General features: G+C 59.5%; 20 protein-coding genes. 16 read left to right on the top strand and 4 right to left on the bottom strand.

Translation table 11 applies throughout. The features are described 5' to 3' along the window. Positions 1–11: 11 nt before the first annotated feature. Positions 12–926: a 2-dehydro-3-deoxygalactonokinase gene (locus LH464_RS07775; protein WP_226785811.1), complete on the bottom strand. Its 915-nt coding sequence runs from the start codon at positions 924–926 to the stop codon at positions 12–14. Further along, a complete protein-coding gene (locus LH464_RS07770; RefSeq protein WP_226785810.1) occupies positions 923–1,693 on the bottom strand; it encodes an SDR family NAD(P)-dependent oxidoreductase in 771 nt (256 codons plus the stop codon). Before LH464_RS07770 ends, LH464_RS07775 begins: the two co-directional genes overlap by 4 nt. A gap of 263 nt (positions 1,694–1,956) precedes the next feature. Between LH464_RS07770 and LH464_RS07765 the strand changes: the two genes are divergently transcribed. From LH464_RS07765 to LH464_RS07755, 3 genes are all read left to right on the top strand, one after another. Then, positions 1,957–2,199, top strand: coding sequence for a DUF6074 family protein (locus LH464_RS07765; protein WP_226785809.1), 243 nt, complete (start codon positions 1,957–1,959; stop codon positions 2,197–2,199). A gap of 109 nt (positions 2,200–2,308) precedes the next feature. Further along, positions 2,309–2,488 carry a hypothetical protein gene (locus tag LH464_RS07760; RefSeq protein ID WP_226785808.1) on the top strand — a complete coding sequence of 60 codons (180 nt, stop codon included), beginning with the start codon at positions 2,309–2,311 and terminating at the stop codon, positions 2,486–2,488. A gap of 14 nt (positions 2,489–2,502) precedes the next feature. Then, positions 2,503–3,012 (top strand): MgtC/SapB family protein, encoded by a 510-nt coding sequence (locus LH464_RS07755; RefSeq protein WP_226785807.1) that lies wholly within the window; start codon positions 2,503–2,505, stop codon positions 3,010–3,012. Here the strand turns inward: LH464_RS07755 and LH464_RS07750 are convergent. Further along, on the bottom strand, positions 3,009–5,699 hold the full coding sequence (locus LH464_RS07750; RefSeq protein WP_226785806.1) for a bifunctional diguanylate cyclase/phosphodiesterase: 2,691 nt from the start codon (positions 5,697–5,699) through the stop codon (positions 3,009–3,011). The two genes, LH464_RS07755 and LH464_RS07750, sit on opposite strands and share 4 nt — an antisense overlap. 365 nt (positions 5,700–6,064) lie before the next feature. On the opposite strand from LH464_RS07750, the gene sdhC reads away from it, so the two are divergent. The 13 genes from sdhC (at position 6,065) to lpdA (ending at position 21,032) form a co-directional block, all read left to right on the top strand. Beyond that, complete coding sequence (gene sdhC / locus LH464_RS07745) at positions 6,065–6,457, top strand: succinate dehydrogenase, cytochrome b556 subunit (RefSeq protein ID WP_226785805.1); 393 nt, start codon at positions 6,065–6,067, stop codon at positions 6,455–6,457. A 14-nt stretch (positions 6,458–6,471) separates the two neighbouring features. After that, the gene (sdhD, locus tag LH464_RS07740; protein ID WP_226785804.1) at positions 6,472–6,852 is read left to right on the top strand and encodes a succinate dehydrogenase, hydrophobic membrane anchor protein; all 381 of its coding nucleotides are present in this window, start codon (positions 6,472–6,474) and stop codon (positions 6,850–6,852) included. A 7-nt stretch (positions 6,853–6,859) separates the two neighbouring features. Then, the gene (gene sdhA, locus LH464_RS07735; protein WP_226785803.1) at positions 6,860–8,701 is read left to right on the top strand and encodes a succinate dehydrogenase flavoprotein subunit; all 1,842 of its coding nucleotides are present in this window, start codon (positions 6,860–6,862) and stop codon (positions 8,699–8,701) included. An 18-nt stretch (positions 8,702–8,719) separates the two neighbouring features. Next, positions 8,720–9,499: a succinate dehydrogenase iron-sulfur subunit gene (locus LH464_RS07730; RefSeq protein WP_226785802.1), complete on the top strand. Its 780-nt coding sequence runs from the start codon at positions 8,720–8,722 to the stop codon at positions 9,497–9,499. Positions 9,500–9,676: 177 nt separating this feature from the next. Further along, a complete protein-coding gene (locus tag LH464_RS07725; protein WP_226785801.1) occupies positions 9,677–10,201 on the top strand; it encodes a protease inhibitor Inh/omp19 family protein in 525 nt (174 codons plus the stop codon). Between the two features lie 28 nt (positions 10,202–10,229). Continuing rightward, positions 10,230–11,390 (top strand): cell division protein ZapE, encoded by a 1,161-nt coding sequence (zapE, locus tag LH464_RS07720; RefSeq protein ID WP_226785800.1) that lies wholly within the window; start codon positions 10,230–10,232, stop codon positions 11,388–11,390. A 167-nt stretch (positions 11,391–11,557) separates the two neighbouring features. Beyond that, complete coding sequence (gene mdh, locus LH464_RS07715; RefSeq protein WP_226785799.1) at positions 11,558–12,520, top strand: malate dehydrogenase; 963 nt, start codon at positions 11,558–11,560, stop codon at positions 12,518–12,520. A 37-nt stretch (positions 12,521–12,557) separates the two neighbouring features. Next, positions 12,558–13,751 (top strand): ADP-forming succinate--CoA ligase subunit beta, encoded by a 1,194-nt coding sequence (gene sucC, locus LH464_RS07710; RefSeq protein ID WP_226785798.1) that lies wholly within the window; start codon positions 12,558–12,560, stop codon positions 13,749–13,751. A gap of 18 nt (positions 13,752–13,769) precedes the next feature. Continuing rightward, entirely contained in the window at positions 13,770–14,672 is a 903-nt protein-coding gene (sucD, locus tag LH464_RS07705) for a succinate--CoA ligase subunit alpha (protein ID WP_226785797.1), read from the top strand. 205 nt (positions 14,673–14,877) lie between these two features. Continuing rightward, on the top strand, positions 14,878–17,874 hold the full coding sequence (locus LH464_RS07700) for a 2-oxoglutarate dehydrogenase E1 component (RefSeq protein ID WP_226785796.1): 2,997 nt from the start codon (positions 14,878–14,880) through the stop codon (positions 17,872–17,874). A 58-nt stretch (positions 17,875–17,932) separates the two neighbouring features. Next, positions 17,933–19,165 (top strand): 2-oxoglutarate dehydrogenase complex dihydrolipoyllysine-residue succinyltransferase, encoded by a 1,233-nt coding sequence (gene odhB / locus LH464_RS07695; RefSeq protein ID WP_226785795.1) that lies wholly within the window; start codon positions 17,933–17,935, stop codon positions 19,163–19,165. A 15-nt stretch (positions 19,166–19,180) separates the two neighbouring features. Then, positions 19,181–19,594: an MAPEG family protein gene (locus tag LH464_RS07690; RefSeq protein ID WP_226785794.1), complete on the top strand. Its 414-nt coding sequence runs from the start codon at positions 19,181–19,183 to the stop codon at positions 19,592–19,594. 31 nt (positions 19,595–19,625) lie between these two features. Then, positions 19,626–21,032 carry a dihydrolipoyl dehydrogenase gene (lpdA, locus tag LH464_RS07685; RefSeq protein WP_226785793.1) on the top strand — a complete coding sequence of 469 codons (1,407 nt, stop codon included), beginning with the start codon at positions 19,626–19,628 and terminating at the stop codon, positions 21,030–21,032. 77 nt (positions 21,033–21,109) lie between these two features. On the opposite strand, the gene LH464_RS07680 is transcribed toward lpdA, so the two are convergent. After that, positions 21,110–23,107 (bottom strand): BCCT family transporter, encoded by a 1,998-nt coding sequence (locus tag LH464_RS07680; protein WP_226785792.1) that lies wholly within the window; start codon positions 23,105–23,107, stop codon positions 21,110–21,112. Between the last annotated feature and the right edge of the window lie 101 nt (positions 23,108–23,208).

Genomic DNA, 23,208 nt, shown 5'->3' with positions numbered 1-23,208 from the left:
TTCCTTAAGGCTTAAGCAAGCACGGTTTTATGTGCGGCAGCGGAAAGTCCCTGCCGCACCGCGTCGTCGGCGTCGATGCCTTCGTAGGTGAGTGAAAGGGCGGAGAATGCACCTTCATAGAGATTGCGCAGTTTACCCGAAGCCACAAGGATGACGGACGGTATGTCCTGCAGCGAGGACAGGCCTCCTGCAATCTCAATCCCGAGTAATGTGCCCGACAGTCGCGCGGCAGCATCGGTGGGGTTCAGCCCGTGGAGCAAGGTTCCGGAACGGACAGTGAAAAGGAGGTTACTTATCTGCTGTGGCGCGCGAAACGCGGCTTGCAGGGCCTCCACGAATGCCGGCCGATCCGCGTCGAACGCCTCCGCCCCGGCGAGTGAATGGGAAAGCACGGAATGTTTCGAGATGACGTCGAAGAGTTCGCCAGTCATGTACGTCGCGAAGCTCGTAACACTCTCGCCTGAGACATGGACCCATTTCGAATGTGTTCCCGGCATGCAGACAAGCTGCTGACCCGTCCCGGAACGGAGCGCGCCGAGGAGCTGCGTTTCCTCGCCGCGCATGACGTCGGGGGCATTTGCATCCCGTTGGGCAAGCCCGGGAAGGATTCGAACATCCCGGCCAACACCCTCGACGCGAACTGCGCCCTTCAGGACCGAAGGCAGTGATGCCGGAACATCCACATAACCCGCCTCGACCCAGCCCTGCCGCGCGCCGGCCATGCCACAAACGATCACCGGCATATCCGCAGGAGCCTCGACAGCCTGCAGATGCGAAGCCAGAACATCTGCAAAACCTGTCTTGGCTGCAGACGTCATGCCTTCCCCGCTGCGCCGTTCAGCAAGAACCGTGTCCTTGTCATCCATCAGCCAAAGCCGAAAGCTGCTAGTGCCCCAGTCCACGGCAGCATAGGCGGGTCTGTTCAAAGCAATCCTCCATCAATGATCATGGTTTGGGCAGTCATGCCGGCCGAGGCCGACGAGGCAAGAAAAAGGCAGGGTCCAACGACGTCGTCTGCCGTCAGAGGGCGTCTCAGGCATTGCCGAGAAACTGTGGAGTTAATGCTGTCTTCGCTCAGCCACAAGCGCTTCTGGCGTTCCGTGACGATCATGCCGGGTAATAGGGCATTAACCCGGATACCTTCCGGGCCCAGGCGACCTGCCATGCTCTTGGTCAGCCCGATGATGCCGGCCTTTGCGGCGGCGTAGGAAGGAAGATCGCCCATGTTGAGAAGATACGAAATCGACGAAAAGTTGACGATAGCAGCACTGCCTGCCGCACGGAGATGCGGCAGCGCCGTCTGCGTGACGAAGAAAAGCTGCTTGAGGTTTACCGCCTGATTGTCGTCCCAATACTCCTCCGTCACGGTATCTATATCGTGACGATCGTCCCATGCGGCATTGTTGACAAGAACCGATAGCGATCCAAGGGTGCCTATAGCCGCATTTACCGCCGCTTTGGCGACATCAACGTCGCGAAGGTCCGCGGGGATGAAGGTTACCGGATGTCGTGCCGTCTGCGACAGGCGTTCGGCAAGCGCGCTACTTTCCTGTTCGCAGATGTCGATGAAGGCGACCTTGGCGCCCTGCGCTGCGAAGGCTGCCGTCAACGCAGCCCCAATGCCGGTCCCGCCTCCCGTAATCAGCACGCCCTTGCCGAAGAGGTCCGGATGCTGAGCAACAACATCGGCCATGGTTATCCCTTCTTAGGCGCAAGAGCTGCAGGTGACTTGCGGTGGTTCTACGCAGCCGTCGGAGGAAAAACAAGACTGACATGTCGGCCGTTTCTGCCGTCCAGCCGACTTCATGTGGAGCCAGTTCAGCCCCGCGTCCTGCACGATCTCGCGCCCTAATTCGCTTCAAGTTCGGTTCTTTTACGCGATTTAGGGTTTTGTGAAGGAAGGCAGACGAAGCTGTCCGCATCAGTAACGATTCGATTTCAGGTTCGCGAGTTGCCATGACCCTTGTCCAGTTCCCCTCACATCGACGCACCGCCGATGTTCGCCGCTGTGCCATGATCTTGCGCGATCTGCACGGCGAGGAAGCCAATCAGTTCTGGCGGGCAGAGATGTCGGCATTGGTTGCTGCCCTGCGCCGCATCGGCACTTGTGAGGAGGAGGTCTCCCTGCAGGTCCGCACCTTCATGGATGCTGTCCAGGTTGAGTTGCAATTGGCCTTCGCCAACAAATCAGCAGGCTGACGACGGCAAAAGTTCCGGCTGTCCTGCCACTGATGTCGGCAATTGGTGCTGAACGCATCTTTTCTTCGGGACGCACGTTATCGCAGCGGAAACGATGCTGGAGATGACGATGCCGAAGAGAGAGCTGATCGATACCGGAACCGACAAGCCCTGTATGCGGCGTGATGACGAGGGTCGCTTCAAGCAAAGCGTCGCTGTGGGTCGTTCCCTGTTCGCCGCCTGCTGGGAGGCCAGGTATGTGGCGAAGCCCGGAGATGGAGACAAGGGCGATCGTAAACACCAGCGATAGGAGCCGTTGCTCACATGCAGGACCACCTGTCTTCCCTCGCTGCGGACTTTCACTTCGTTCCGCACATTGTAGCCCTGATGACAGCCTACGTGCTTGCCTTGCCGATCGGCTGGGATCGCGAAAAGAGCGAACGGAGCGCCGGCTTGAGGACGTTCCCCCTGGTGGCAATCGCCGCCTGCGGATTTGTCCAGGCGGCTGAGACCGTTATTGCTGGCAATGCCGAAGCCACGGCCCGTATTGTGGAGGGTCTCATAACCGGCATGGGTTTCATCGGCGGCGGCGCGATCCTGGTCGGCAAAAATTCGGTCAGGGGAACCGCCACGGCTGCCAGTCTCTGGGCTACCGGCGCAATCGGGACCGCGGTCGGGCTTGGAGCCTTTGATATTGCCATCGTCCTTTCCATCGTCACCTTCCTGACTTTGCGCCTGATGACCAATCTAAAGCCGGAGCCAGACGAAGGTTCAATCGACAAGGGACGCAAACAGGCTGAACCAGGCAGTGAGGAGGATCGTCGCTCGCGTTAGCCTGCCCTGAGGTTTGTCGCAGCCATCGGGTAGCGTTCCTGCCATTCGCTGGCAAATGCCATCAGCTCTCCGGCAGGCATCGGGTTTGCAAAGGCATAGCCCTGAAGGGTATGGCAGCCCAGGTCGCGGAGGATTTCCGCATGAGCCATGGTCTCAACGCCTTCGGCGACAATGCCGATGCCGAGGGACCGCCCGATCTCGATGATGGACGCAACCAGGCGTCGCTGGGATTCCGATACATCCATTGGGGCCACGAGCTGCCGGTCGATCTTGAGGCGCTTTGGCGCGAGTTGCAGAAGGCTGACGATCGAGGCATGTCCTGACCCGAAGTCATCGATCTCCACCTCGATTCCCCGTTCCTTCAACTCCCGGATAGCGGCCTTCAATTCCTCGTCCTGATCCTCGAACGAGATCGATTCGAGAAGCTCAAATGCAATCCTGTGTGCACCGAATGGCAGCGTTTCAAGCACTGCCATCAATTCGGGATCCTTAAGCCGTTGCGCCGAGATATTGACCGACAGCTTTGGAATGGAGACACCACCGATACGCCAGCGTGTCATCTGGAATAGAGATTTTTCGAGGACCAGCGCATCGATTTCGGCGACCCTTCCCAATCCCTCGGCAACGTTGAGAAACTTGTCGGGCGTGAGGATGCCGCGGTGTGGATGATCCCATCGCGCCAAAGCCTCCACGCCGGTGATTGCAAAGCTGTGGGCGTCGAACTGCGGTTGAAAGAAGGGCACGAATTCGTCGCACTCCAACGCCTTCAGAAACTCGTCTGCCGTCCGTTTCGTTTCGACGGTTGCAGAGCGCAACTCATCGGAGAAGAACTCAAATCTGTTGCGGCCTCTCTTCTTGGCTTCATAAAGCGCTATGTCGGCATTGATCAGCAATTGTTGCGGCGTTTCCGCCGCCGTGGCCTGGAGGGCTATGCCGGCGCTGCAGCCGATACGACATTCCTGACCATCGAGGTGGATAGGACGGGAAAGGGTGGCGACAACAGCCTGCGCCACATCCTGCGCGCGCGACGCGGGGTCTGCGCCACAGGTTACGATTACGAACTCATCACCGCCAATGCGTGAGATTACCTCTTCCGGGCCGACGATATCCCGCAGTCGAGCGGTTACAGTCTTGAGCACTTCATCACCCGCGCCGTGTCCGAGTGTGTCGTTGACGTGTTTGAAGCGATCGAGATCGATATGGATGAACGCTAGCTTCTGCGAGACGTCGGACGTGTCCGCAGTGACCATGAACTGGTCGAGGAAGCGGCGGTTGGGTAATCCCGTCAGCGCGTCGTGCAGGGATTGATGCTCAAGGATACGTCGTGTCGTCCGCAACTGCCGGTTCTGCTCTTCAGTTTCTGCTCTCGCAGACCTAAGCTCGGTTTGCAGCGTGACGTCATCGGAAACGTCCCAGTTCGCACCGACAAGACGGATCGCGCCAGTGGACGTTTTGTGAACCGCGCCATGTGCACGGATATGCCGAATGTCGCCCGTCGGAAGAATGATCCGGAAGTCTTGAAGGTAGTCGTCTTCCTGCTGCAGGGCTCTGCCAAATGCGGCTTCGGCATCTTGCAGGTCTTCAGGATGGATCGCACCTAGCCAGTCCTCGAATTGGCATTCGCCTTTTTCGAGTGTTGCACCGTAGAGATCGCACATCCGGCTGTCCCAGAAAAAGCGGTTTGTTTCCGGATCGTATTCCCAAACGCCGATCTTCGATGCTTCAAGTGCGAGCTGCAAACGTTGCGACAATGTATCGAGCCGCTCTTCGCGCTCCTGCAGCATAATGATGCTGCGATGGCGCTGCTTCATAAGGAAGCCTGCCCATGCCAGTGGAGCGGCAATGCAGCAGGCGATTGCTAATCCAAGCAGCCGGAACCGTGTCAGGCCTGGAGATTCGGTGAGCCATCCCCCTTTCGGCGTCGCTGCGAGATACCATGTGTCGTATCCCAGATCGATGGAGAGGGTTACCGGTTCGTTCCAGAAGACGCCTTCGGAACCGAGAAATACGTCACCCGCATGTGGCGTCGGGCGCCGCGCAATCGCAATGTCGAGTGTCTGCGATGGCGTGGTGACGTTGCTGTCGCGATAGAGCCGTTCGAGATCTATCACGGCGGACACGATGCCTGAGAAACGGCCCGAGCTGATGGAAAAGACGGGGTAGCGGGCGACCAGTCCCTGTCCGCCCTGAACGAGATTGACAGGGCCCGTGATGATGACTTTTCGTCGCTCCACGACCTGAAGGACTGCCTCCCGCTGTCCGGGGGTCTTCATGTAGTCCAGTCCAATAGTCGCGCGGTTCACCTCCTCGGGGTACACCATCTGCACGACGAAATCAGGAGCTGTCGCTACATTGCGGAGCTGTGAGGGTACTGCGAAAATTCGTTGCGCGATCGCCGAAAAGCGGGGCTGCGTAAGCTTCGGCTCGTTGGCGACGACCGTGACGAGACCATGAACCAGATTGACGTTGCCGCGAATGTTGGTTTCCAACCGTGCTGCAACATCGGCAAGCTGTTCCGCTGCCTTGGTTCTCTGCGCCAGATGATGCTGTGTTCTTCGTTCCCCATCACTGACGACGAGTGCGACAAGTACCGCAGTAATTGCCAGCAGAGCCGGAAGAAAATACGCCGCACTCCATCCTCGCGAAGGGGTGCGATCGGCTCTGCGCGGGTCTGGGAGGTAGGGCATCGATTAATCCATGGTGGGCCATGTCATCTATTCCCCATAAACCTTAAAATTCTGATCCTGGCCCTTCCGGCAAGCGGTGCTGGTTTGCTGAAAACAATCAGTCAACCAAGGCTTCTACCTCACGAACTCGGGAAGCTTGTGATCGCGGAATGGTGGCAAATAGGTTCGCAGTCTGGCGGCAGGGAACATCCCGAAGATCTTTAGTAAAAGACGCCAATCGATTTAAATTTGAAATCCGTTTGAAATCGCTTGTCGTTGGGTATATCGGGCAGTAAACCACGCTGGATTGATGCAATGCACATTTGTTCAGCAAGGTGTATTGGCGGGTGCAACGCCCGGAGACGCTTCAACGCCGCGAGGTCCTGATGGCGAATGTGACTAAAAACCGGCCCCTGTCGCCGCACCTGCAGGTTTATAAATTTATTCCCACCATGGCCATGTCGATCATGCACCGTATTACAGGTGTGGCACTCTACGTTGGCACTATTCTGGTGGCGGCGTGGTTGATTGCCGCTGCCTCGGGTGAGGACTATTTCAATCAGGTCAATGACCTTTTCGGGTCGTTCCTCGGCCAAGTCATACTGTTCGGGTATACCTGGGCGCTGATCCACCACCTTGTCGGCGGGCTTCGCCACATCATGTGGGACCTTGGTTATGGATTTGAGAAGGAGTTCTCGACCATGCTCGCCAAGGCTAACCTTGTTGCATCGATCGCGCTCACCGTTCTGGTGTGGGCCGTGGTCCTGCTGGTCCGCTGAGGAGAGGATAGATCATGGACATGCGCACGCCTCTCGGCAAAGTTCGCGGCCTCGGTTCGGCAAAGACCGGAACCGATCATTTCTGGAAGGTGCGGACGACATCGGTCGTGCTCGTGCCTTTGATGCTTTTCTATATCGGCTTTTTGGTGATGTATGCCGGGCGGCCTTATGCCGAAGTCGTTGATGCGCTCGCCAATCCCTTCGTGGCCACGATCAACGCCCTGACGGTTATCGCCAGTATCGTTCACATGCGTCTGGGTATGGAAGAAGTCATCCAGGACTACATCCATTCCGAGACGGCGAAGCTCGCGCTTCTCATCGTCAATGCTTCATTCTCCCTTTTGGTCGGTGGTCTCTGTCTTATCGCCGTCCTGAAAATCGCATTTGCAGGATAATCCCGCCATGGCATCGATCACTCCCATTGCGCAGACCGGCAAGGCCTACACCTATGTCGACCACTCCTACGACGTCATTGTCGTCGGGGCTGGTGGGGCCGGGCTGCGTGCGACGCTTGGCATGGCCGAACAAGGCTTCAAGACCGCCTGCATCACCAAGGTGTTCCCAACGCGCTCGCATACCGTGGCAGCCCAGGGTGGTATTGCCGCCTCGCTGCAGAACATGACGCCGGATAGCTGGCAGTGGCATCTCTACGACACCGTCAAGGGCTCCGACTGGCTCGGCGACGTCGATGCCATGCAGTATCTCGCCATGGAAGCGCCGAAGGCCGTCTACGAGCTTGAGCACTACGGTGTTCCCTTCTCGCGTAATGCTGAAGGCAAGATCTACCAGCGCCCATTCGGCGGCCACATGCAGAACTACGGTGCCGGTCCGCCGGTGCAGCGGACCTGCGCCGCTGCCGACCGTACCGGCCATGCCATCTTGCATACGCTCTATGGCCAGTCGTTGCGCAACAACGCGGAGTTCTTCATCGAGTACTTCGCGCTCGACCTGATCATGTCCGACGACGGCCGTTGCACCGGCGTTGTCGCCTGGAACCTTGACGACGGCACTATCCACCGCTTCGCGGCGAAGATGGTGGTGCTGGCGACGGGCGGTTACGGCCGTGCCTATTTCTCGGCCACCTCGGCCCACACCTGCACGGGTGACGGTGGCGGCATGGTTGCCCGCGCCGGACTGCCGCTCCAGGACATGGAGTTCGTGCAATTCCATCCGACCGGCATCTACGGCTCCGGTTGCCTGATCACGGAAGGTGCACGCGGCGAAGGCGGTTATCTCGTCAATTCCGAGGGCGAGCGCTTCATGGAGCGCTATGCACCGTCCGCAAAGGACCTGGCATCGCGAGATGTGGTTTCCCGTTGCATGACGCTCGAAATCCGCGAAGGCCGTGGCGTTGGCAAGAACAAGGACCACATCTACCTGCATCTCGACCACTTGGATCCGGCTGTCCTTCATGAGCGCCTGCCGGGCATTTCCGAGAGCGCCAAGATCTTTGCCGGCGTAGACGTGACCCGCGAGCCGATCCCGGTACTGCCGACCGTCCACTATAATATGGGCGGCATCCCGACCAATTTCTGGGGTGAGGTTCTGAATGCCGACAGCGCCAATCCGGAGCGCCTGTCGCCCGGCCTGATGGCGGTCGGCGAAGCCGGCTGTGCGTCCGTACACGGCGCGAACCGCCTTGGCTCCAATTCGCTGATCGACCTTGTGGTCTTCGGTCGTGCTGCTGCGATCCGCGCAGGGCAGGTGATCGATAAGGCAGAACCGGTGCCTGCTCTCAATACGGCGGCCTGCGACAAGATCATGGATCGCTTCGACCGCCTGCGGAACGCCAGTGGTGGCACGCCCACCGCGGTACTTCGGGATAAGATGCAGCGGACCATGCAGGACGACGCCGCTGTTTTCCGGACTCAGGAATCGCTGGAATCCGGCTGCCGCCGGATGTCGAGCATCTGGAGTGAGCTGAAGGATGTCAAGCTCACGGATCGCTCGATGATCTGGAACTCGGATCTCGTCGAGACGCTGGAACTGGAAAACCTGATGGCGAACGCCATTACCACGGTCTACGGCGCGGAAGCGCGCAAGGAAAGCCGCGGCAGCCATGCTCGTGAAGACTACACGGACGGCCCGTTCGCCGGCCGCGACGATGAGAACTGGCGCAAGCACAGTCTCGCCTGGGTCAACGAGGCGGGTGATGTGAAGCTCGACTATCGCCCCGTCCACACGGACCTTATCGCCGAGGGTATCGATCCTGCCAAGATCGAGCCCAAGGCCCGCGTCTACTGATCCCGAGAGGAACTGGACATGGTTGAACTCGCTCTCCCCAAGAACTCTCAGATCTCTGAAGGCAAGGTGTGGCCGAAGCCGGAAGGCGCGAAGAACATTCGCGAGTACCGCATCTACCGCTGGAACCCGGACGACGGCCAGAACCCGCGTATCGATACCTACTACATCGATATCGATGACTGCGGGCCGATGGTGCTCGATGGTCTTCTTTACATCAAGAACAGTATCGATCCGACACTGACGCTACGGCGGTCCTGTCGAGAGGGCATCTGCGGTTCCTGCGCGATGAACATCGACGGGACGAACACGCTTGCCTGCACCAAGGGCATGGATGACATCACTGGAACCGTTAAGGTCTATCCATTGCCGCACCTGCCCGTGGTGAAGGATCTGGTGCCGGATCTCACCAATTTCTATGCCCAGCACCGCTCGATCGAGCCCTGGCTGAAAACGGTCTCTCCTCCGCCGGCAAAGGAATGGAAGCAGAGCCACGAGGACCGGCTGAAGCTGGATGGGCTCTATGAGTGCATTCTCTGTGCTTGCTGCTCGACGTCCTGTCCCAGCTACTGGTGGAACGGCGACCGCTACCTCGGCCCGGCCGTGCTTCTTCAGGCCTACCGCTGGCTGATCGACAGCCGTGATGAAGCCAAGGGTGAGCGCCTCGACAATCTCGAGGATCCTTTCCGGCTCTATCGCTGCCACACGATCATGAATTGCGCGCAGACCTGCCCGAAGGGTCTTAATCCCGCGAAGGCAATCGCCGAAATCAAGAAGATGATGGTCGAGCGTCGCGTATAGCGGACAATTCCGGCGCGTACGTCACTTGATGTTCGCGCCGGTTGTTCCATCTTGAGGCCACAAATGCCTGACGGAACCGCGGATGTCAGTGTTGGGTTGATTTGATACAACTCTTCGCGATAATTCCGCCGTGTTTCCTCACTAGCACCGGGTGCAGGCAAAGATCGGAGTCAAATAATGCAGTTCAGGTATGTCGCCGCCGGCTTGATGGTTGTTGTTTCTCTGGCCGGTTGCCAGCGCACCTCCTACAGCCCCTACAATGATCTCCCATCCCAGCCGGCTCCGCTGCAGGCGCAGCCCGTTCCTTCGGTGCAGTCTAACCAGTTGCCGCCGCCCGGAGGCGCCGGCCAGTTTCCGACTGCGCCGTCACAGCAGACAGCGGCGCTTGATCCGAGCGCTTCGGCTGCTCCTGCGGCTGCAATGGACGTCACCAAGGAGCAGATGGTTGGCAACTGGCGCGTCGCCTACGCCGGTTCTTCCTGTGACATGTTCCTGACGCTTACCAACCTTGGCAGCGGTTCGCGCGGTGGCACCCGTGGCTGCGCCGGCGAACTAACGACGATGGGCTCCTGGGAAGTTTCGAGCAAGATGGTGCAGTTCAAGGACCGTTCCGGCAACACCATCGGTCGCGTCTACAGGACGGCTGACAATCGCTTCGACGGGACGACCAATTCTGGCCAGCCGCTCAGCCTGAGCCGATAACGGTTTAGCGGAGCGCTGCTCTTCTCCCATGGAAGCCATCCCCGACTACACGCATAGCGTCGTAGAAGAACTGAAGGCTCTTGCCGCCGCGGGTACGCTCACGGCGGACAAGGCGCAATTGGAGGTGGCCGCGAAGCTCGACCGGGTGCTGGCGGATCTGCGCGAAGCTCGTCCGGCCAAGAAGAAAAGCGCACTCGGCTGGCTCTTTGCCAAAGGGGGTAGCCGGCCTGCTCCGACAAGAGGTCTCTACGTTCACGGCAGCGTCGGTCGCGGCAAGACCATGCTGATGGAGATGTTCTTCAAGAAGGCTGCGACGGACAAGAAGCGGCGCGCTCACTTCCACGAATTCATGGCGGACGTGCATTCTCGCGTCCACGAGCATCGACTGAAGTTGAAACGGGGTGAAACACGCGAGGCGGATCCGATCCCGCCGGTGGCTGCAGCCCTGTTTGCTGAAGCGGAACTGCTCTGCTTCGATGAGTTTTCCGTGACGGACATAACTGACGCGATGATCCTTGCTCGGTTGTTTACCGAACTCTTCGCGTTGGGCTGCGTCCTTGTGGCAACTTCGAATGTCGAGCCCGACAATCTCTACAGGGACGGCCTCAATCGTGGTCTTTTTCTGCCATTCATAGCCATGCTGCGTCGCCACGTGGACGTTGTGACGCTGGATTCTCCCACAGACTATCGCATGATGAAGCTGGCGAACCTTCCCGTATATCTTACTCCGCTTGGGCCTCATGCTGACGCTCTGATGGAGGCCACCTGGCATCAGGTTACTGACGGGGAGAAAAGTGCGCCGTCAGAAGTGCTCAGGTTAGGTCGTGCCATCCATGTTCCAGCCGCAGTGGGGCACGTAGCGCGGTTCGAATTCGCGGATCTTTGTGAGCGACCGCTTGGGGCTGCGGACTATCTGGCCATTGCCGAGCGCTATAATTCCATGTTCGTCGAGCATGTCCCGCTGCTTGGTCCCGACAAGCGGAATGAGACGAAACGTTTTATCAACCTTGTCGACACACTCTACGACAATGCCGTCCGGTTGTATGTCTCGGCAGCCGCTGCGCCCGATGCGTTGCTGACCGAGCGGCGTGGAACGGAAGGCTTTGAATTCGACCGCACTATTTCCCGGCTGTATGAGATGAGAAGCGCTGATTACGCTGACCTCCACCAGCGGCGGCACGAAAACTAGAGCGTTAAAATCTTACGTTTACGTAAGAATATCACCATTTAACCGATTGAAAATGCTAGCTCTAAAAGAACCGATTGCTATTTTAGGCGGTTCCAGCTATGGCGAGGTCACATTGACGGGCGGCTTGCCGTGTCCGCCAGGGATTATGGTCTTGAGAGGAAGCTTCAATGGCGCGCAAGAAGATCGCACTTATTGGTTCTGGCATGATTGGTGGCACGCTGGCACATCTCGCCAGCCTGAAGGAACTGGGCGACATCGTCCTGTTCGACATCGCTGACGGCATTCCGCAGGGTAAAGGTTTGGATATTGCCCAATCTTCACCGGTTGAAGGGTTCAATGCGAAGCTGACCGGTGCCAGCGATTACGCTGCGATCGAAGGTGCCGACGTCTGCATCGTGACGGCTGGTGTCGCTCGCAAGCCCGGCATGAGCCGCGACGATCTGCTCGGCATCAACCTCAAGGTCATGGAGCAGGTTGGCGCGGGCATCAAGAAGTATGCCCCGAACGCCTTCGTCATCTGCATCACCAATCCGCTTGACGCGATGGTCTGGGCTCTCCAGAAGTTCTCGGGCCTGCCGAAGAACATGGTCGTCGGAATGGCCGGCGTTCTCGACTCTGCTCGTTTCCGTCTCTTCCTCTCCGAGGAATTCAACGTTTCCGTCCAGGACGTTACTGCATTCGTACTCGGCGGCCACGGCGATACCATGGTTCCGCTCGCCCGCTATTCGACCGTCGGCGGCGTTCCGTTGACCGACCTCGTGAAGATGGGCTGGGTCACCAAGGAGCGTCTCGAGGAAATCATCCAGCGCACCCGTGACGGCGGCGCCGAGATCGTTGGCCTTCTGAAGACCGGTTCTGCCTACTACGCTCCGGCCGCATCCGCGATCGAAATGGCCGAATCCTTCCTCAAGGACAAGAAGCGCGTTCTGCCGGCCGCTGCCTATCTGTCGGGCCAGTATGGCGTGAAGGACATGTATGTGGGCGTTCCCACGATCATCGGTGCCGGTGGCATCGAGCGCATCATCGAAGTCGAATTCACCAAGGACGAAGAGGCTGCCTTCCAGAAGTCGGTTGGCGCTGTCGCCGGCCTTTGTGAAGCCTGCATCAACATTGCGCCCTCGCTGAAGTAATTCGGCGCTCAAGTCATTCAAATAGGGATCAACCCCCATGAACATTCATGAATATCAGGCCAAGGCTCTCCTGAAGGGCTTCGGCGCTCCGGTGGCCGAAGGTGTCGCAATCCTCAAGGTTGAGGAAGCTGAAGCCGCCGCCAGGTCGCTGCCTGGCCCGCTCTACGTGGTCAAGAGCCAGATCCATGCTGGCGGCCGCGGCAAGGGCAAGTTCAAGGAACTCGGCCCCGACGCCAAGGGCGGTGTTCGTCTGGCGAAGTCGATCGAAGAGGTCGTTGCTCACGCCAAGGACATGCTCGGCAACACGCTGGTAACGGCGCAGACGGGCGACGCCGGCAAGCAGGTCAATCGCCTCTACATCGAAGACGGCGCCGACATCGATCGCGAACTGTATTGCTCGCTTCTGGTCGATCGTTCCGTTGGCCAGGTCGCATTCGTGGTTTCCACGGAAGGCGGCATGGACATCGAGGCTGTTGCTCACGACACGCCTGAGAAGATCCATACGATCGCCATCGCTCCGGAAGCCGGTGTGACCGTTGCGGACGTCGCTGCAATCTCCAAGGCTCTCGAGCTTTCGGGCGCTGCTGCCGAAGACGCCAAGGCGCTGTTCCCGGCGCTCTACAAGGCTTTCGTCGAAAAGGACATGGCGCTCCTCGAGGTTAATCCGCTGATCGTCATGACAGACGGCCACCTGCGCGTTCTCGACGCCAAGATGTCCTTCGATGGCAATGCGATTTTCCGCCATGACGATGTGAAGTTGCTGCGCGACGAAACCGAAGAAGATGCCAAGGAAATCGAAGCTTCCAAGTGGGACCTTGCCTACGTGGCGCTCGACGGCAACATCGGCTGCATGGTCAACGGCGCCGGTCTCGCCATGGCGACGATGGACATCATCAAGCTGTACGGCAAGGAGCCGGCTAACTTCTGCGACGTCGGCGGTGGCGCTGGCAAGGAGAAGGTCGCTGCAGCCTTCAAGATCATCACGGCCGACCCGAAGGTCGAAGGTATTCTCGTCAACATCTTCGGTGGCATCATGAAATGCGATGTCATTGCCGAGGGCGTCGTTGCTGCCGTGCAGGAAGTCGGTCTCAAGGTTCCTCTCGTCGTGCGCCTCGAAGGCACCAATGTCGAACTCGGCAAGAAGATCCTCAACGAATCGGGTCTTGCGATCACGGCTGCTGACGATCTCGACGATGCTGCCAAGAAGATCGTCGCGGCGATCAAAGCCTAATCTGAAGGACCTTTATCAATGTCGATTCTCGTCAATAAGAATACGAAGGTCCTTGTTCAGGGCCTGACCGGCAAGACCGGTACCTTCCACACCGAACAGGCGCTCGCCTACTACGGCACGCAGATGGTCGGCGGTATCCACCCGAAGAAGGGTGGCGAAACCTGGACTGGCTCGAAGGGCGAAAGCCTGCCGATCTTTGCGACCGTCGCCGAAGCCAAGGAACGCACCGGCGCTGACGCATCGGTCATCTACGTTCCGCCGGCCGGCGCTGCCGACGCGATCATCGAAGCGATCGACGCCGAGATCCCGTTCATCACCTGCATCACCGAAGGCATCCCGGTCATGGACATGGTCCGCGTCAAGGCCCGCCTCGACCGCTCCAAGTCGCGCCTGCTAGGCCCGAACTGCCCGGGCATCCTGACGCCGGAAGAGTGCAAGATCGGCATCATGCCGGGCTCGATCTTCCGCAAGGGTTCGGTCGGTATCGTTTCGCGCTCCGGCACGCTCACCTACGAGGCCGTGTTCCAGACGTCCAACGAAGGTCTTGGCCAGACGACCGCTGTCGGTATCGGCGGCGATCCGGTCAAGGGCACCGAATTCATCGACGTGCTTGAAATGTTCCTCGCCGACGAGGCCACGACCTCGATCATCATGATCGGCGAAATCGGCGGCTCGGCTGAAGAAGACGCAGCCCAGTTCCTGATCGATGAAGCCAAGAAGGGCCGCAAGAAGCCGATGGCAGGCTTCATCGCCGGTCGTACGGCTCCAAAGGGTCGCACCATGGGTCACGCGGGCGCCGTGGTGTCCGGTGGCAAGGGCGATGCGGAATCGAAGATCGCAGCGATGGAATCGGCAGGCATTCGCGTGTCGCCATCACCAGCTCGCCTCGGCACAACGCTGGTTGAAGTCCTCAAGGGCTGACGCCACATAGCGTTTGCTTGACGCTCGCATGCTAGAAAGCTTCGGGCAGGCGAAACGGAACATGTTTCGTCTGCCCGGGTTCAGCGTCAAGGGACGCTGGCAGGTCGCTTCAGGCGGCAATGAGTTTGAGAAGATATGAAGCGGCCGGCGCTTAATCCCGGCCTTCAGTTACGTCAGGAGGCGGGCGCGGCGTCCGCAAAAGACCATGGCACGGCAAGAAGCTAACGAGCAGTTTCTCATCACTTCCTTCCTCGACGGGGCGAATGCCTCCTACATCGAGCAGCTCTATGCTCGGTATGAGGATGATCCCAACTCGGTCGGCCCGGAATGGCAGTCCTTCTTCAAGGCATTGGCCGACAATCCGGAAGATGTGAAGAAGGCGGCCAAGGGTGCCTCCTGGCAGCGCAAGAACTGGCCACTCACGCCCGGCGGCGAACTGATCTCCGCGCTCGACGGCAACTGGCCTGTCGTGGAAAAGGCAATCGAAAGCAAGGTCAAGGCGAAAGCCGAAGCCACGGCGGTTGCGACCGGTGCGCAGGTCAATGAAGCTGACGTGATGCAGGCCACCCGCGATTCCGTCCGCGCGATCATGATGATCCGTGCCTACCGGATGCGCGGCCATCTGCATGCCAAGCTCGACCCGCTCGGCCTGGCTGGGCCGGTGGAGGATTATAACGAGCTTTCGCCGACCGCCTACGGCTTCACTGAAGCGGATTACGATCGCAAGATCTTTATCGATAACGTGCTGGGCCTTGAATACGCGTCGGTCCGCGAGATGATCGAAATTCTCGAGCGCACCTACTGTTCGACCATCGGCGTCGAGTTCATGCACATCTCCAACCCGGAAGAGAAGGCCTGGATCCAGGAACGTATCGAAGGTCCGGACAAGGGCGTCGCGTTTACTCAGGAAGGCAAGAAGGCAATCCTGCAGAAGCTGGTCGAGGCGGAAGGCTACGAGCAGTTCCTCGACGTCAGGTTCAAGGGCACCAAGCGCTTCGGCCTGGATGGCGGCGAGTCGCTGATCCCGGCGCTGGAGCAGATCATCAAGCGTGGTGGCCAGGATGGCCTTGAAGAGGTCGTGCTCGGCATGGCTCACCGCGGCCGACTGAACGTGCTCACCAACGTAATGGGCAAGCCGCATCGTGCGGTCTTCCACGAGTTCAAGGGCGGTTCGTTCAAGCCCGACGATGTCGAAGGCTCGGGTGACGTCAAGTACCACCTCGGTGCATCGTCGGACCGTGAGTTCGATGGCAACAAGGTTCACCTGTCGCTGACGGCAAACCCGTCGCACCTCGAAATCGTCAACCCGGTGGTGATGGGCAAGGCCCGCGCCAAGCAGGACATGCTGGCCAAGTCCTGGGAAGGCGACGTCATACCGCTCAAGGAACGGGCCAAGGTTCTGCCGCTGCTACTGCATGGCGATGCAGCCTTTGCAGGCCAGGGCGTTGTTGCTGAAATTCTCGGCCTTTCCGGTCTGCGTGGCCACCGCGTTGCGGGTACCATGCATGTCATCATCAACAACCAGATCGGCTTCACGACCAACCCGGCCTTCTCGCGCTCGTCACCTTATCCGTCAGACGTCGCGAAGATGATCGAGGCTCCGATCTTCCACGTGAACGGCGACGATCCGGAAGCTGTGACTTACGCGGCCAAGATCGCGACCGAATACCGGATGAAGTTCCACAAGCCGGTCGTCATCGACATGTTCTGCTATCGGCGCTTCGGCCACAACGAAGGCGACGAGCCTGCGTTCACGCAGCCGAAGATGTACAAGGTTATCCGCGCCCACAAGACGGTGGCCCAGCTCTATGCTGATCGTCTTGCCGCTGAGAGCGTGATCACCGACGGCGAATACGAGAAGATGAAGGCCGACTGGCGTGCTCATCTCGAACAGGAGTTCGATGCTGGGCAGGCATACAAGCCGAACAAGGCCGATTGGCTGGACGGCGTCTGGTCCGGTCTGCGCTCCGCCGACAACGCGGATGAGCAGCGCCGCGGCAAGACCGCCGTACCGATGAAGCAGCTCAAGGAGATCGGTCGCAAGCTGTCGACCATTCCCGAAGGCTTCAACGCGCATCGCACCATCAAGCGCTTCATGGACAACCGGGCGCAGATGATCGACACCGGTGAGGGGATCGACTGGGCAATGGCCGAGGCACTGGCCTTCGGTTCGCTCGCCGTCGAAGGTACAAAGATCCGCCTTTCCGGTCAGGATTGCGAGCGCGGCACGTTCTCGCAGCGTCACTCTGTGCTGTACGATCAGGAGTCGGAAGATCGCTATATCCCGCTTGCCAACCTGTCGGCGAGCCAGGCACGCTACGAAGTCATCAATTCGATGCTTTCGGAAGAGGCGGTACTGGGCTTCGAGTACGGTTATTCGCTTGCTCGCCCCAACGCGCTGACCCTGTGGGAAGCCCAGTTCGGCGACTTCGCCAACGGTGCCCAGGTCGTGTTCGACCAGTTCATCTCGTCGGGCGAACGCAAGTGGCTGCGCATGTCGGGTCTGGTCTGCCTTCTGCCGCACGGCTATGAAGGTCAGGGTCCTGAGCATTCGTCGGCGCGCCTCGAGCGTTGGCTGCAGATGTGCGCGGAAGACAACATGCAGGTCGCAAACTGCTCGACGCCGGCTAACTACTTCCACATCCTGCGCCGTCAGGTAAAGCGCGACTTCCGCAAGCCGCTGATCCTGATGACGCCGAAGTCGTTGCTGCGCCACAAGCGCGCTACCTCGACGCTGGCAGAATTTGCCGGAGAGTCGGCCTTCCACCGACTGCTTTGGGATGATGCGGAGGTCATCAAGGATGGCCCGATCAAGCTGCAGAAGGACAACAAGATCCGCCGCGTCGTGATGTGCACCGGCAAGGTCTATTACGACCTTCTGGAAGAGCGCGAAAAGCGGGGCGTCGACGACGTCTATCTTCTCCGTATCGAGCAGCTCTACCCGTTCCCGGCAAAGGCGCTGATCAACGAACTCAGCCGCTTCCGCAATGCGGAAATGGTGTGGTGCCAGGAAGAGCCGAAGAACATGGGCTCCTGGTCGTTCATCGATCCGTATCTGGAATGGGTGCTTGCGCACATCGACGCGAAGTATCAGCGTGTCCGCTACACGGGTCGTCCGGCTGCGGCATCGCCGGCTACAGGCCTGATGTCCAAGCATCTCGCCCAGCTAGAAGCATTCCTCGAAGACGCACTCGGCGGCTGAACCTCAGCTGTAGAAGCGACACCCAACATCGGCATTGTAGAGAAAACGGAAACAGACCATGGCAACCGAAATCCGCGTTCCCACCCTCGGCGAATCCGTCAGCGAGGCGACAGTAGGCACCTGGTTCAAGAAAGTCGGCGACACCGTCAAGGCAGACGAGCCGCTGGTTGAATTGGAAACCGACAAGGTCACGGTCGAAGTTCCGGCCCCTGCCTCGGGTGTGCTGACCGAGATCGTCGCTCAGAACGGTGAGACGGTCGGTCTCGATGCGCTTCTCGGCCAGATTGCGGAAGGTGCTGCTGGCGCTGCCCCGTCCGCTCCCGCTGCAAAGCCCGCCGAAGCTGCGCCGGCCAAGGTTGCCGAACCGGCAGCTGCGGCCAAGCCGGCTGCGTCCGACATGCCGGCAGCGCCTGCCGCTGCCAAGATGCTCTCCGAGAACAATCTGTCGGCCGATCAGGTCGAAGGTTCCGGCAAGCGTGGCCAGGTCTTGAAGGGTGATGTCATCGCAGCTGTTGCGAAGGGGATCTCGACCCCTGCCGCGGCCGCGGAGGCCCCGAAGGCTGCACGCGCTCCATCGACAACCGAAGACGCCGGTCGCGAAGAACGCGTTAAAATGACGCGTCTTCGCCAGACGATTGCCCGTCGTCTGAAGGACGCCCAGAACACTGCCGCCATGCTGACCACCTATAACGAGGTGGACATGAAGGCGGTCATGGACCTGCGCACGAAGTACAAGGACGTGTTCGAGAAGAAGCACGGCGTAAAGCTTGGCTTCATGGGCTTCTTCACCAAGGCCATCACGCACGCCCTGAAGGAACTGCCTGCCGTCAACGCCGAGATCGACGGCACTGACATCATCTACAAGAACTATTGCCACGTCGGCATGGCCGTCGGCACGGACAAGGGACTGGTCGTTCCGGTTATCCGCGACGCCGACCAGATGTCGATTGCCGAAGTCGAGAAGGAACTTGGGCGTCTCGCCAAGGCAGCCCGCGACGGTACGCTGTCGATGGCCGACATGCAGGGCGGCACGTTCACCATTACCAATGGTGGCGTATATGGTTCGCTGATGTCGTCGCCGATCCTCAACGCTCCGCAGTCCGGTATCCTCGGCATGCACAAGATCCAGGAGCGTCCGGTCGCCATCGGCGGTCAGGTTGTCATCCGCCCGATGATGTATCTGGCGCTGTCCTATGATCACCGGATCGTCGACGGCAAGGAGGCCGTAACCTTCCTGGTCCGCGTCAAGGAAAGCCTGGAAGATCCGGAGCGTCTGGTCCTCGACCTCTAATCAAGGAGGAGCGGCATGGAGCTCGCTTCGGCAGACGCAACGTATCTCTTGACGCTGCTTGCCCTGAGCGTCTTCCTGCTGCTTTTCCATATCGGCCTGCAAGGGATGTTTGCGACGAAGGAACTCGGCTCCGCGTGGAACGCGGGGCCTAGGGACGAGGGCAGGGTGCCGAAGGGCGTCTTGGCCGGTCGCGCGGCTCGCGCGTCAGCGAACTTCCGGGAAACCTATCCAGCTTTTGTCGGCCTTCTGCTGGGCCTCAGTTTCACCGGGGATACGTCCGGGCTGGGGCTTCTCGGAGCCACTGTCTGGCTCGTGGCCCGAATTATCTACATCCCGCTTTATCTAGCAGGAATACCGTACATCCGCTCGCTTGTCTGGCTGATCAGCGTTCTTGGCTTACTGCTGATGATGTTTGCTCTGTTTGCCTGACTGGCCGGCGTCTCACTGAAAGGAATCTGTAATGGCTTATGATCTCGTCGTAATCGGAAGCGGCCCCGGTGGGTATGTCTGTGCGGTGAAGGCAGCCCAGCTCGGCCTGAAGGTCGCGGTTGTCGAAAAGCGCGCCACCTACGGCGGTACATGCCTCAATGTGGGCTGCATTCCCTCCAAGGCCCTGTTGCACGCATCCGAAATGTTCCACCACGCGGGCCACGGCATGGATGCGCTCGGTGTCGAGGTGTCGGCTCCGAAGCTGAACCTTGGAAAGATGATGGCGCACAAGGATGCGACGGTGAAGTCCAACGTCGACGGCGTCTCTTTCCTGTTCAAGAAGAACAAGATCGACGGCTTCACCGGCATCGGCAAGGTTGTCTCGGCCGGTAAGGTTTCCGTGACGGCGGAAGACGGCAAGGTGCAGGAGCTGGAGACGAAGAACATCGTCATCGCTACTGGCTCAGACGTTGCGGGCATTCCGGGCGTCAACGTCGAGATCGACGAAAAGGTCATCGTCTCTTCTACCGGCGCGATTGCGCTCGACAAAGTGCCGCAGCACCTGATCGTCGTTGGCGGCGGTGTCATCGGCATGGAGCTTGGCTCCGTCTGGCTGCGCCTCGGCGCCAAGGTCACTGTCATCGAATATCTCGACAAGCTGCTCGGCGCGATGGATGGCGACGTTTCCAAGCAGTTCCAGCGGATGATGGCCAAGCAGGGCATGGACATCAAGACTGAAGCCAAGGTCACCGGCGTCGAGAAGACGGCCACCGGCGCGAAGGTCACATACGAGCCCGTCAAGGGCGGCGAAGCGCAGACAGCTGAAGCCGACGTCGTGCTGATTTCCACGGGTCGCATGCCCTACACGAAGGGCCTTGGGTTAGAAGAGGCAGGTGTCGCGCTCGACAACCGTGGTCGCGTCGAGATCGACGATCACTACAAGACCAATGTTCCCGGCATCTATGCGATCGGCGATGTGGTCAAGGGTCCGATGCTGGCGCACAAGGCAGAAGACGAAGGTGTTGCACTGGCAGAAATTCTCGCCGGTCAGCACGGTCATGTGAACTATGACATCATCCCGGGCGTGGTCTACACGCAGCCGGAAGTCGCTTCCGTCGGCAAGACGGAAGAGGAGCTGAAAGCGGCGGGTATCGCCTACAAGGTCGGTAAGTTCCCGTTCACGGCAAACGGTCGCGCTCGTGCGATGCTGGCGACAGACGGATTCGTGAAGATCCTCGCCGATAAGGAAACCGACCGCGTCCTCGGCGGCCATATCGTCGGCTTTGGCGCCGGCGAGATGATCCACGAGATCGCGGTTCTGATGGAGTTCGGTGGTTCGTCGGAAGACCTCGGCCGCACCTGCCATGCGCACCCGACCATGTCGGAAGCGGTGAAGGAAGCGGCGCTGGGCACCTTCTTCAAGCCCATCCACATGTGATCGATGGCACTCATCTGCCAAAGAAAAGCCCGGCCTGCATTCCTGCAGGCCGGGCTTTTCTTTTAGCTGGATGCCCCTCAGGCCCTGACGGCGTGCAGATACTGGAAGTGACGATCGTATTGGCCCAGCACGTCCTGGATCAGTTCGTCGCGGGTTAGACCCATGACGTCGTAGTCCTGTCCCCCATCCGAGAGATAAACCTCGGCGCGGTAGTATTTGTCGTTGTGCTGGCGGTTCAGCTGACTTTCGATGAAGCTGTAGCTCGGCATGTCGTAGGACCGCATTCTGATCCCATAGACGAACTCCTCCTCGCCACCGGGGGTGACGATCAGTTTCAGCCGGTTATCTTCCTGGATCACCTCCGCCTCAAGGGAGCGCCTGCGCAACTCCTCGGCCACATCGTCCAGTGCAGGACCTGCAAGATCCTGCAGGAACCGGGTGACTTCCGCCTTGCGCGGATAGGTGATGATACCGTGCAACTGCCGCTGCCAGTTGATGGCCTGGCGGGGTCGAAGGCTCTGTACCAGGGCGTTCTGGCGCAGGCCTTCGCGACGCAGGCCCTGAATAAGGCCCCAGCACATCAAGAGCATCACGAAGGTGAAGGGCAGGGCGCCTGCGATCGAGGCCGTCTGTAGTGCATCCAGGCCACCCGAGGACAGGAGAACAGCCCCGATGACCCCCGATGTGATGGCCCAGAATACGCGGCGTGCGACTGGTCCATCCTCCCGGCCGCCGGAGGTCAGCGTATCGATGACAAGTGCCGAAGAATCCGCGCCGGTAACGAAGAAGAAGACGATCAGGACCATTGCAAACCAGGAGACATAGGTTCCCAACGGGAACTGTTCGAGGAAGACGAAAAGGGCCAGTGTAACGTCCTGCGCGACCGCTTCCGAGACCGCAGTTGTTGTGCCGGTCAGATGGAGCGACAAGGCGGTATCGCCAAACACCGTCATCCAGGCGAAGCTGAAGCCGGAAGGCACGAGAAGAACGCCGAAAATGAACTGACGGATCGTCCTGCCGCGCGAAATGCGGGCGATGAACATCCCGACGAAGGGCGACCAGGCAATCCACCAGCCCCAATAAAACAGTGTCCAGTCGCCCAGCCATTCGCCCGGCTGATCATTCGGCGCATAGGCGTACATGTAGAAGGTACGCAGAACGAACTGGTCGAGATAGGCACCGAAATTCTGGACGAAGGTGCGGAGCAGGAAAGTTGTCGGTCCCATCACGAAGACAAAGGCCATTAGCGCGACGGCCATGAACATGTTGAGGTTGGAAAGAAACTTGATGCCCTTCTCCAGGCCTGTCGCCACCGAAATCGTTGCCATGCCCGTGATGACGACGATCAGGGGCAGTTGCACCCAGAAGTCTATTGGCCAACCCAGAACATGCGCCAAGCCTGCATTGACCTGCAGTACGCCCAGGCCCAGCGACGTTGCCACGCCGAACAGCGTACCGATGACGGCGAAGGTGTCGACGGCATCACCTATCGGGCCATAGATCCGGTCGCCGATGATCGGATAGAGCGCCGAGCGCATCGTCAGCGGAAGCCCGTGGCGGAACGAGAAGTAGGCAAGCGAAAGGCCGATCACCGCATAGACGGCCCACGCATGCAGCCCCCAGTGGAAATAGCTGATCTCCATGGCAGTGCGGGCTGCGGCGATGGTCTCAGCGTCTCCGACAGGCGGTGCCGTAAAATGCTTCACGGGCTCCGCGACACCGAAGAAGACGAGCCCGATGCCCATGCCAGCGGCAAACAACATGGAGAACCACGCCGAGTAGCTGAAGTCGGGCTCCGAGTGGTTTGGTCCCAGCTTGATGCTGCCGTAGCTCGATACGCCGAGAAAAAGCATCAGGATCAAGAAGATCGCGACAGAAAGCAGATAAATCCAGCCGAATTCTGCGACGATCCAACCCTGTACGGCACTGAACGTTGCAGCGGAGGATTCGGGTGCCAGAACGCCTGTAATGACGAAGAGCAGCGTGATGCCGGCCGACCAGAAAAACACTGGGCGATTGACACCCTCCGTCAGTCCGACGCGATGGGAAGGTGGTGTTTCGCTGGGTTCAGTCATGGATCGCCCCTGCTTTTGTCAGCCTCGGGCTTTGCCAGGGTTCTCACGCGGGCAGCCTTCAGGGGATATGGAGCCGGACAACCATTCGCCAAGAGCTAATA

This window comes from Pseudorhizobium xiangyangii (genome assembly GCF_020531965.1).
Classification (GTDB): Bacteria; Pseudomonadota; Alphaproteobacteria; order Rhizobiales; family Rhizobiaceae; genus Neorhizobium; species Neorhizobium xiangyangii.
The sequence above is the reverse complement of the archived record's forward strand: the minus strand, read 5'-3'. Positions and strand labels throughout refer to the sequence as shown.